9 protein-coding genes are annotated in these 12,158 nt (G+C 45.8%); 7 read left to right on the plus strand and 2 right to left on the minus strand.

The features are described 5' to 3' along the window. Positions 1–61 precede the first annotated feature (61 nt). Positions 62–715 carry a hypothetical protein gene (locus B2746_RS16855; protein ID WP_290796276.1) on the minus strand — a complete coding sequence of 218 codons (654 nt, stop codon included), beginning with the start codon at positions 713–715 and terminating at the stop codon, positions 62–64. Between the two features lie 68 nt (positions 716–783). Next, a complete protein-coding gene (locus B2746_RS16860; RefSeq protein ID WP_290796279.1) occupies positions 784–1,113 on the minus strand; it encodes a hypothetical protein in 330 nt (109 codons plus the stop codon). Between the two features lie 160 nt (positions 1,114–1,273). On the opposite strand from B2746_RS16860, the gene B2746_RS16865 reads away from it, so the two are divergent. From B2746_RS16865 to B2746_RS16895, 7 genes are all read left to right on the plus strand, one after another. Beyond that, positions 1,274–2,239, plus strand: coding sequence for a polyprenyl synthetase family protein (locus B2746_RS16865; RefSeq protein WP_290796281.1), 966 nt, complete (start codon positions 1,274–1,276; stop codon positions 2,237–2,239). Positions 2,240–2,283: 44 nt separating this feature from the next. Then, entirely contained in the window at positions 2,284–3,963 is a 1,680-nt protein-coding gene (locus B2746_RS16870) for an APC family permease (protein WP_290796284.1), read from the plus strand. A gap of 13 nt (positions 3,964–3,976) precedes the next feature. Beyond that, the gene (locus B2746_RS16875; RefSeq protein WP_290796287.1) at positions 3,977–5,005 is read left to right on the plus strand and encodes a Smr/MutS family protein; all 1,029 of its coding nucleotides are present in this window, start codon (positions 3,977–3,979) and stop codon (positions 5,003–5,005) included. A 129-nt stretch (positions 5,006–5,134) separates the two neighbouring features. Further along, positions 5,135–5,740: an RNA polymerase sigma factor gene (locus tag B2746_RS16880; protein WP_290796290.1), complete on the plus strand. Its 606-nt coding sequence runs from the start codon at positions 5,135–5,137 to the stop codon at positions 5,738–5,740. Positions 5,741–5,853: 113 nt separating this feature from the next. Continuing rightward, entirely contained in the window at positions 5,854–7,038 is a 1,185-nt protein-coding gene (locus tag B2746_RS16885) for a FecR family protein (protein WP_290796292.1), read from the plus strand. Between the two features lie 191 nt (positions 7,039–7,229). Further along, entirely contained in the window at positions 7,230–10,661 is a 3,432-nt protein-coding gene (locus B2746_RS16890; protein WP_290796295.1) for a TonB-dependent receptor, read from the plus strand. A gap of 18 nt (positions 10,662–10,679) precedes the next feature. Further along, a complete protein-coding gene (locus tag B2746_RS16895; protein WP_290796298.1) occupies positions 10,680–12,146 on the plus strand; it encodes a RagB/SusD family nutrient uptake outer membrane protein in 1,467 nt (488 codons plus the stop codon). The last annotated feature ends 12 nt before the right edge of the window (positions 12,147–12,158 follow it).

Consider the following 12,158-nt stretch of genomic DNA (forward strand, 5'->3'; position numbering starts at 1 on the left):
TTAGTCAAAAAATGATCGTTTATTAGAGCTAGGAATTATAAATTAAATCTGCGCACTTTTTTTAGTAGGCCATGAATTTATTCAGTTTACTAATGATGGTTGCCGTTGAAATGCGGTATTTTTCACCACTTATCCAAAAATCAATATAGCTAACGTTCATGTATCCGGAGGATTTTCTAAAGCTTATGAATAAATCATTTGATACCGTAAAATCATGGTATATTTCCTCATTCTTTTTTGGTCTTTCACTTTTTAATCTATCTTGTAATATTTTGTAGTTGGTTATTATATCCTTGCATTGACTCATGTTAAGCTCAATGTAAGTGATATTTGCAATCATTGTTTGATCCCCTTTAAATTTCTGTCGGGCATAAAAATATTTGTCTGCCCCTAATACTAGTGCTTTCGTGTTCGAATACTTGTAGCCTGTCAGTTCAAGATAAGCGCTGCCGCCATAGGATAACCCCTTATATATAGTATAGGTTTTAATGGTACTAAACTCACCCTGGTTATGTTTTTCGATATTTGTCTTAATATATTTTTCTGTAATATGTCTAGTCTGCATACATCCTATTAGCAGGTTCGCAATTGCTAATGAAAATAATAGTACCAAAAGTTTCATGTTTACTTTTTTGAGTTTTAATTGCATTGATTCACAGGTTTTATTTAAATTATTTGAGCCTGCTGTTTTACCAATGTAAATTATATAAATCACGACTCGATTTTGTACGGGAAACCGTATTGCTTAAATGGAAATGTTTTTTGTATACGATCTGTTTACAATTATAATATGATTTGAATTTCTTTTACACCTTTTTCCGGAGGCCCAAAACGAAGCGTTACTTGAGCATTTTTCATAAAATCTGTATCATTTAGAATTGCTTCTATAGAATTAAATATTGTTCTGGCATTTGTGCCGTACATATAGATTGTTACTTTTTTGGTGGACAAATCAATTTCATTTCCATCAAATTCACCAATGCCTGTGTGATTGAGGTGGTCTTCTAATTTGTCCTCCAATTCATGTAATGCCTTTAGATCAATGGAATGGTAGTAGAATTTTATTATTACAGCCTGTTCGGTATTACTGTTAATAGTTTCTGTTTGGTTCATTGAGCTTGAATATTTTTATTATATGGTGTTTGCTTTTTACTTTAGCCTTAAAGATATGATTAGGCTTTTGACGCCCATTCACTTATTCACTATTCACCATTCACTATTTTCCCTTTCTTCCCGCCAAATCACCTAAATTAGCTGTTCGCAAATTCGCACTATGCAATCATTCGAACAGCTTTCCTCGCAATTCAGTACCTACTTCAACCAGGCCCACTTCCCGGCCCAGCCAGAGAGCTTGTATCGCCCGGCGGAATATTTCCTTGAACTGGGGGGCAAGCGTGTGCGGCCGGTTTGCTGCCTCATGGGCAATGAATTGTTTGACGAAATTCTGCCCGATACCTGGCAGGTGGCTACTGCCATTGAACTCTTTCACAATTTTACCCTCATCCATGACGATATCATGGACAAAGCACCCCTGCGCAGAGGCTTGGAAACCGTCCATACCAAATATGGAGAGCCCACCGCCTTACTGGCAGGTGATGTTATGCTGGTAGTGGCCTATGATTATTTGAATAAGGTTAAATCGGGCCATTTTCATCGCATCATTTCCCTCTTCAACGCCACCGCCAAAGAAGTTTGCGAAGGCCAGCAGCTGGATATGGATTTTGAAAAACAGGCAACTGTTTCCCTCGATGCCTACCTGAAAATGATTGAACTCAAAACCTCCGTACTGCTGGCTGCCAGCCTCAAACTCGGCGCCGTTCTCGGTGGGGCAGGAGAGGGCAATCTCCACCATATCTACGAATTCGGTAAAAACCTGGGCATCGCCTTCCAGGTACAGGACGATTACCTCGATTGCTTTGGCGACCCCGCTAAATTCGGCAAACAAACCGGAGGTGATATCCTCTCCAATAAAAAAACCTTCCTCCTGATTCGCGCACTGGAAACCGCCACGGGTAAAGACCAGCAGGAACTGACCGAATTGCTGCATTCCAATCCCCCTGATAAAGTGCAACGGGTACTCCACATCTATAAAAATTGCGGGGTAGACCAATGGGCCATGGAACTCAAAAACAAGTTCCTTAACCAGTCGCTCCAGCACCTCGATGCTATTGCGGTTCTCAGTAAACGAAAAGAACCACTCAAACAACTGGCCGATTTCCTGATCCAGCGCGATTATTGATCTTCAATAAATCCCTATATTGGCCCCTTAAAACCGAACGCTGCATGTCGAATTCTTTTTTCCGGAAAAAGTCGATTGAGAAAATTATTAAGGACCACGAACAGGGCCTCGCCGACGACCATGGCCACAGCGGCATGCGCAAAGTACTGGGCGTACGTGATTTGACCCTCATGGGCATCGCCGCCGTTATTGGCGCCGGCATCTTCTCCACCATTGGGTCGGCTGCATATAGTGGCGGTCCGGGTGTGATTTTTCTGTTTCTCATCACCGCTATTACCTGCGGCTTTACCGCCCTCTGTTATGCCGAATTCGCTTCGCGCGTACCCGTTTCCGGTAGTGCATATACCTATTCCTATGTAACTTTTGGGGAGCTCATTGCCTGGATCCTCGGCTGGGCCCTGATCCTGGAATACAGTATCGGTAATATTGTAGTGGCCATCAGCTGGAGTTCCTATTTTAAGAATATTCTGGAAAATGTATTTGGTCTGCAACTGGCCGATCACCTCACCATCGGGTACCAAACCGCCAAACATGCCTACGAAGCGGCCCTGGCTGAAGGCAAACCGGTGCAGGATATGATCTATGCCACCGCACCCCGCATTGCCGGCATTCCCTTCATCATCAACCTGCCGGCTTTTATTATTGTGGTGCTGGTTACCATGCTGGCCTATATCGGCATAAAAGAAAGTAAAAACACCGCCAATTTTATGGTGGGCTTAAAAATTGTTGTCCTGCTCCTGATTGCCGTTATTGGCATCTGGATCATTTTTACCGACGACCTCACCGGTAACTGGACCCCCTTCCTGCCCAATGGCATGAGTGGGGTGCTGAAGGGCGTATCGGCCGTCTTCTTCGCCTATATCGGCTTTGATGCCATTTCCACTACCGCCGAGGAATGCCGCAATCCCCAGCGCGATATGCCGCGGGGTATGATTTATTCCCTTATTATCTGTACGGTAATTTATGTGATTACCACCCTGGTAATAACCGGACTGGTGAACTATGAGCAATTCAAAGGCGTTACCGATCCGCTGGCCTTTGTGTTCGACAGTATCAATATGGAGAAGCTGGGTACCTTTATTTCCATCTCCGCCGTGGTGGCAGCTACCAGTGTAATGCTGGTTTTCCAGATCGGCCAACCACGCATCTGGATGAGTATGAGTCGCGATGGCCTCATGCCCAAATCCTTTGCTAAAATCCATAAGAAATACCAGACCCCCTGGTTCGCCACCATCATTACCGGTTTTGTAGTGGGCATCCCGGTCTTGTTTGTGGATGATCTACTGATGACCGACCTTACTTCCATCGGTACCTTATTTGCCTTTGTGCTGGTTTGCGGCGGCGTGCTGATCCTGCCCCGTATGGCAAATAAACCCGGCAAATTCAACCTGCCTTATATCAATGCACAATACATAATTCCCCTGCTGACGGTATTGTTTACCTATCTCTTTTGGGATCGCATACAGCTGGCCGTTAGTCACCTGGATAATGAGGGTTATCAGGAGATTTTATTCCTGGTATTTATGGTAGTGGCCTGGCTGATTGCGGTGTTTTCCTTTGTTCGCAAATACTCCCTGATTCCGGTGCTGGGCATGCTCTGCTGTTTGTACCTGATGATTGAAATCCCGGCCAAGAGCTGGCTGGTGTTTTTCGGCTGGATGGCCCTGGGTTTGCTGATTTATTTCCTCTATGGCTATCGCAAAAGTAAGTTAGCCGGCAGTTGATTATCTTTGCCCCATGAAATTTGAAGTGGGCGATAAAGTGGTGGTGCGACTCACCAATGAAGATGCGGAAGTCGTGGAGATCGTGAACGACCGGATGGTGATGGTGGATGTACGCGGAGTGAAATTTCCCGCTTACACCGATCAGCTCGATTATCCTTATTTTAAACAGTTTTCCAAACAGAAACTGGTACCGGAGAAAAAACCGGTGCCCAAAACCTATATTGATCAGGTTCCGAAGGAGAAGATCAAACAGCTTCCCAAACGCGATCCCAATGGGGTTTGGCTCACCTTTATTCCCGTTTTTGAGCAGGATGAATTTGGTGATGAAGTGGTATCGGTTTTGAAAGTGCATCTCCACAACCAGAATGATATCGGGTATGGGTTTACCTATGGATTGCATTATTTTGGCGAGCCCGATTTTGAATTGAAAAACCAGGTTTTGGCGCACCAGGATTTTTACCTGCACGATGTGCCCTTTGCCAACCTGAACGATTCTCCTTCTTTCCATTTTGATTTTACCCTGGTAACGCCGGATAAGAAAAAGCAGCCGCATTATGAGGCCTCGCTGAAATTGAAGCCGAAACAATTGTTTCTGCGGATTCAGCAATTGCAGCAATCTGGTGAGCCGACCTTTTCCTATCAGCTGTTTAAGGACTACCCTGATTTTGTGGAAGAGGACAAGATGGAATTGGGTAAGCTGGCAGCGGCGGGATATAAAGTGTATGCCGCTTCGCAGGCCCGGCAGCACTTGCCTCCGGCACGAACGGTGGTGGATTTGCATATCGAGAAACTGACCGAAGGCTGGAAGAGTATGTCGAATGCGGAGATCCTGCAGTTTCAGGTGGATGAGTTTGAGAAATACTATGAGCTGGCCCTGGCGCATCACCAGCCGATGCTGACCGTGATACATGGTTTGGGTTCGGGCCGTTTGCGCGATGAGATTCATGCGCTCCTGCGCCTCCGCAAACCCGTAAAATCCTTCGTCAACCAATACGATGCCCGCTACGGCTACGGTGCCACCGAAATCTACTTTCAGTACTAATTTTCACCCGCCGGGTGCCACCGGTCGGGTGGCACCCGCCGGGTGAAATACGCATACGATTGCGTGGGTTGGAGGCGGCATATTGTTTTTTGGTTAACTTTAGGATGCTGCGAAAACAAAACCAACTGCGTGCATCCTGACCGTTCCATAAATGAATTTCTGCTGCTTCAGCAACTGGCTGAGGGCGATCGGGACGCTTTCCGCACCCTGTACGATTTACATCGCGATAAACTGTTCTTTTACACGCTGCGTTTAACTGAATCCAAACAACAGGCAGAAGATATTCTGCAGGACGTATTTATTAAAGTATGGCAGCAGCGTGAAAACCTGCAGGAAATTCGCAGCTTCGATGCCTGGCTCTTCACCCTGGCCAAAAACCAGGTCATCAATGGGTTTAAAAGAGCCAGTCTGGAACGTACGATCCTCAGCGGAATCAAGGAATCCGCACCTGATACCTGCGATCCCGTAACCCAATCCATCAATTACAGGGAAACCAATCGCTTCTTACAGGAAGCCATCAATCAATTGCCTCCGCAGCAAAAGAAAATCTACCACCTGCGGCAGGAACAGGGAATGAAAACCAGGGAAATTGCCCACCAGCTCAATATCTCACCGCTCACAGTTAAAAAACATGTGGCACAGGCGGTTCGGTCCATCCGGCTGCTGCTGGAAAAACAAACCGGGCTAACCGGTGCGCTGATTGTTGGTCTGTTTAAATGGCTGAACCTGCTTTAAGCGAAAGCTTCCGATTATTTTTTCCATCTCACTACTCCCTTTTTATTGTCCGATTGTCTACTTGATATCTGTCCGGTAATACCATTTACCCGGCGGGTGGAAAAGAAGCCAATATGCAAACCCAACGACTCAACTATTTACTGGAGCAATTCTTCCAAAAATCGATTACCGAACTGGAAACGGCAGAACTGAATGAACTGCTTTCCCAATTGGAAAAGGATACGCCACTGGAGGACTGGATGAAGGAGAAATGGGCCGATTATACAGCGGAGAAGAACTTGTCGGAGGGGGAAGGGGAAATGTATTTTCAGAGAATACAAGAGGAGACAAGGGAGGAAGAAGCACCCAACCAACTCCGCTACATTCCATTATTCAGGAAGCATTGGAGTAAAATAGCAGCAATTTTTATACTCGGCTTAGGAGGCTTTCTTATTTACCTGGCAACCAAACAAGAGGCAACCATCACACCAAAACAAATAGCAACTACACCCCTCAGAGAAGATGTTGAACCCGGTGGCAATTACGCTACCCTTACCCTGGGCGATGGCAGCAAAGTGGTGCTGGATTCGCTTTCCAATGGCCTTATTGCCAATCAGGGTAATACAAAAATCATCAAACTGAACAACGGTGAGCTGGCTTATGAAAATGCCAACAGCACCGACAAAGTAGTCTATAATACCATGTCTACCCCGGTAGGCGGACAATACCAGCTCACTCTGCCAGACGGTACCGGCATTTGGCTGAATGCAGCTTCCTCCATTACCTATCCAACTGCTTTCACAGGCAAGGAAAGAAATGTGACCATCACCGGTGAAGTCTATTTTGAAGTGGCCAAAAATCCAAGGCAACCCTTCAAAGTAAAAACCGCCGATCAGGTAATCGAAGTGCTGGGCACCCATTTTAATGTAAATACATACAGCGATGAACAAACGCTAAAAACAACCCTCGTGGAAGGAAAGGTAAAAGTAACCACCGGCGCCAGCACCCTCCTCCTGCAACCCGGCCAGCAAGCCAAAAACAACCAGGGTAACCTGCAACTAAATCCCAATCCCGATCTCGAAGAAACCCTGGCCTGGAAAAACGGACTCTTTCAATTCAACGGCACCAATATCGAAACCATTATGCGCAATGTAGCCCGCTGGTATGGGGTGGAAGTGGTGTATAAAGACAAAATCGAAGAACAGTTTGTAGCGGAGATTCCGCGGAATGTAAATGTGTCGAAACTGCTGGAATTACTGGAACTCACCAAACAGGTAAAGTTTTCCGTCAATAATAAAGTAATCACCGTAAGTAAATAAACCCCATAAAAAATCCTTCAATATGTAACTGACACCATTAACTGCTACAAAAAAACCGGAAGCGTTCGAAGCACTCCCGGCTGAAACTGGTAGCTGAAAAACAATCTGCGACGACTATTTATTAACTAACCAATCAAAACAAAGCTATGCGATTGATCCCTTATCGCCAACTACCCAAAATCTGCTTAGGTATGAAACTGACTGTTGTTTTATTCTTCGCCTTCCTTGTACAGGCCAATGCGGGCAGTTATGCCCAGGCCGTAACACTGAAGATGAACAATGCGCGGCTCGAACTGGTTTTGAAGGAAATAACCAAACAATCGGGCTACCGCGTGATCTATGGCAAGTCTGAATTGGCCCGGGCCTCCAAAGTAGACATCGATGTACGTAATACCTCCGTGGAAAACGCACTCAACCTGATCTTCAAAAATCAGACGCTTTCCTATACCATTCGCGATAAGTTTATCGTGATTGCACCAAAAACGGAAGCCGTCTCCATAAAAGAAGAGGAGCCCCCTGCTCCGCCTCCCATGGACATCAAAGGGCGCATCCTTTCGGCCGATAATCCCAACCAACCCCTTGATGGAGCGTCCATTAAAATAAAAGGCTCGGAAGGCGGTACCACCACCAATGCCAATGGCGAATTCAACCTGCATATTCCGGGTGAACGTGCCATTCTGATCATCTCTTTTGTGGGCTATGAAACTCAGGAAGTGGCGGTTTCCCAAGGCAATACCACCATCAGTATTTCGCTGAAACCACAGGAAATACAGGGCGAAGAAGTAGTGGTAATCGGCTACGGAACCCAAAAGAAAAAAGACCTTACCGGTGCGGTTTCTTCCGTAAAAACCAAAGACCTGGTACTGTCTTCCGGTCCGGAAATCGGCAATATGCTGAAAGGTAAAGTAGCCGGTTTAACGATTCGCCAGAACAGTGCGCAGCCCGGTGGCGGACTGGATATCCTGGTACGTGGTGCAGGTTCGGTGAATGCCAGCAATGCACCATTGATTGTAGTGGATGGATTTCCCATCACCGATCTGGCTCAACCAGAAAGCGGCGGCCGTTACAATGCAGGTACACAAAGTGTGCTGAATTCCTTCAATCCGAATGATATCGAATCTATTGAAGTGTTGAAAGATGCAAGTGCCACTTCTATATATGGATCAAGAGCTGCCAATGGCGTTATCCTCATCACCACTAAAAAAGGAAGTGAAGGCGGATTGAAAGTGCAATATTCCGGTAACTATTCGCTCCAGAAATACAATAATCCCTTTGATGTATTGCCGCTGAATGAATGGATGCAGGTACGCAATGAAGCCGCCTGGGAACAATGGCAATTCGACAACAATGTAATGCCGTACGGAACCAGAACCCAGGCCGAAGCAGAAGCCAATCCGGTAAATGGTCCGTTTAGAAAACTGTATACACAGAATGCCATCAATAATGTGGGACGTGGTACCGACTGGTTTGATCTCGTTACCAGAGACGGACAAACCATGCAGCATAATATCTCTTTATCAGGAGGAAATAAAACCACCCGTTACCTGGTATCCGGCAACTTTTATGATCAGAAAGCGATTGTTAAAAATTCTGAATTCAAACGCTATTCCGTTCGTGCCAATATTGATCAGGATGTCAATAAATACATCCGCACCGGCTTCAATATGACCCTCAGCAGAATTGATAATTCCAACACACAACTGGGAGCCGATCAGTTTGAAAACTCCGGTATAATTCGGGCCGCCATTCAACAGGGTCCGCATATTCCCGCCCTTGATGAGCAGGGCAATTATCCGCTGAATCCCCAACTGGCTTTGCAACCCAATCCGTATTCCCTCTTAACCATCAGCGACCGTGGCCGCATTGAACGTTTTCTCGGAAATTTCTATGTGGATATCATGCCGATCAGCGGGCTCACGGTGAAACTCAAAGCAGGCATTGATCGCGGCAATTCAAAAAGACAGAACTACCTGCCCACCACCACCTTACATGGTGCATTGGAACAGGGCAGGGCCTTTATTTCCAATTCAGAATCAAATTCCTATTTATTGGAAGCAACGGCCAACTATAACCGAAAAATTGGAAATGGCCATACGGTTGATCTGTTGGGGGGTGTATCGCAACAGCAATTTGTAACAGCCATGAACAGTGAAGGGGCTACCGGTTTTATTACCGATGCTTTTTTATGGAATAACCTGGGTGCAGGAAGTGTGCAATTGCCCAGCAATTCAGCCGGATCCAAAAATATGATTGCTTCTTATTTCGGCCGGTTGAACTATAATTATAAAGGCCGCTATTATCTTACTGCTACGGTACGTACCGATGGTGCCAGTGTATTTGCAGCCAATAATAAATGGGGAACTTTTCCATCTGCAGCCATCGCCTGGAATGTAGTGGAAGAACCCTTTATGCAGTTTCTGAAAAGCACGTTTTCTCAACTGAAATTCCGTTTCAGTTATGGTCAAACCGGGAATGCCACCATCAACAGCAATGCATTCGCTGCCTATGGCGCCTATCCAGCCTGGTTAACCGGAAACGATGTGCGCCTGATTGGTGTTTCGCTCGCAAGACTGGAGAATCCGGATCTGAAATGGGAAACTACCACCGGTGCCAACCTGGGTTTGGATTTTTCGATTCTAAATGGAAAAGTGGATGGTTCCATTGAAGTGTATCGCAATGTGATTTCTGATTTGCTGGCCACCAAAGTATTGAACTCTTACCATGAAGTGAATTCCATCATTGCGAATGTGGGAAAAACACAAAGCAGAGGTTTTGAAATCACGATCAATACCCGCAATATCCAGCGCAAAGATTTTCAATGGAGAACCAGTTTCTCCCTGGCCCGCTATAAAGACAATTGGATGGAACGTGCGCCTGATTGGAAACCCGCCGTATATGAAAATGCTACTGATCCAATCCGCGCCATTTACAGCCGTGTTTCCGATGGCATTTTGCAGGTGGGAGAGAAAGCACCAGCCGGACAACCGGAATTGAAACCCGGCATGATAAAGATCAAGGATATTGATGGTTTCCAGCGGGATGCCAATGGAAATCCGATGGTGGATGCCAATGGACGGTTTATTCGCCTGGGTGCACCTGATGGTATTATTGATGATGCCGACACCAGAATGATGGGCACCAATGATCCCAGTTATATGGCCGGTATTACCAATATCATTCAATACAAAAACTGGAGCCTGAATTTTGATTTCAATGGCTTGTTTGGTCGCCGTTTTGCAGACCCGAATCATTTTGCTTACGGCATTGGTGCAGCCGGTGTTTATTCCAATGGATACAATGCACTGCGCTCAGTGAAAGATCGCTGGACGCCGGAGAATCCATCCACTACCAATCCGAGTTCTTTCTGGGGCTGGTCTCCTTATGGCATAGGTGATTTCTTTGTGCAGGATGCATGGTTTGTTCGTTTGCAGAACGTATCGCTGGGATATACCCTTCCCAAACGTTTTTTGGGTAAAGCATTTTCTTCCGTACAGGTGCATGTGGATGCGCAGAACCTGTTTGTGATTACTCCATACAAAGGCGTGGATCCTGAAACGGATTCTTACACTGCAGCCTATCCGAATATCCGAACCTTCAACTTTGGCCTGAATCTTAATTTTTAATCCATCAACTGTACAGAAATGATAAAGTATATAAGTGCAGCTATCCTCTTTTTTGCGGTAGGACTCAGCAGTTGTACCAAAGATTTAAAACCGCTTGATTATTCTGAAATCAATCCGAATATATTTCCAAAAACAGCATCAGATCTGGAAGCCATGGTGAATGCCTGTTATCATCCGTTACGCGGTTCCTGGGGTGATGGAATTTTCACCACTTCCGAAAGAGGCGTGATGTATATCAGTGATGCCACCACCGAAATTCTGTTTGGAAAATATGGAGATCAGGGACTGGCATCGCTCCATAATTACAATCCGAATAACGGAGGTTTTACCCGCTATTACGATGATTTTTATAATAAGATCAGCCGTATGACGATGACCATTGAATTGATTTCACAATCATCCGTAAGCGAAGACCTCAAACGGAAAGCAATAGCCGAAGTTCGGTGTGCAAGAGGCTTGTTGGCCTACACGCTGTTTGATTTGTATGGTCCCCTGGTAATTGCACCGGTGGAAGTATTGAAAAATCCGTTGATTGAAGAACCGCTGGCAAGAATGGAATACAATGAGATGGTGGCTTTTATTGAAGCGGATCTGGAAGCGGCAGCGGCTGATTTACCGACTCCGCAAAATGCGGAGTATGGCCGATTCAGCAAGGCCCTGGCCAAAATGATTAATATCCGCCTGCAATTGCATGAGAAAAACTGGAATCGGGTACGGGAATTGGCGGATGAAGTGATTGCCTATGGGGCCTTTTCACTGGATGCGGATTATTCGGCTATCTGGGATCTGGAAGGCGCCAAAAGCAGTAAGGAAGTGATCTGGGCCATTCCCTGTGATTATATCGGTACCAGTGAAAACCAGTGGCAGCTGATGGTGCTGCCCACCAATTATGGTCCCAAAAGCGGATGGGGTACCATCTCCAGCACCTGGTGGTTTTATGATCGCTTTGAAGAGAATGACCAGCGCAAGAAAATGCTGATTGCTGAATATACCGGTACCGATGGTATTACCTATAACCGGGCGAATCCGGGTAATATTCTGGATCGCGGTCCAATTCCCTTAAAGATTAATGAGGATGCAGCACGCACCACCAGTTTAACCACCGTGGATATTGTGATGTATCGCTACCCCGATGTTTTGTTATCCAAAGCAGAAGCCATTGCCAATGCCGGAGCACCGAATGCGGAAGCCATGGAGCTGGTGAATGTGGTGAGAAGAAGAGCAGGCCTGGAAGACAAAGACCTGGCTGATTACTCCTCTAAGGAAGCATTTAATGACCTGATTTTATTGGAAAGAAGTCATGAGTTCTGGTGTGAGAATGGACAGTACCGGGCAGATTTGATTCGGCATGGAAAATTTGTGAGTCGCTGTCAGGAAGTAACGCAATCCACCTATACCAATCCGAATAAAGTAGTATTTCCTTTTTCGCTGCGGGCCGTGAGTGAAGGCAAGGGGAAATTTATTCAGAATCCGGGCTACCAATAACAGCTATTGAAA

Source organism: Flavihumibacter sp. UBA7668, assembly GCF_002483205.1.
Classification (GTDB): Bacteria; Bacteroidota; Bacteroidia; order Chitinophagales; family Chitinophagaceae; genus Flavihumibacter.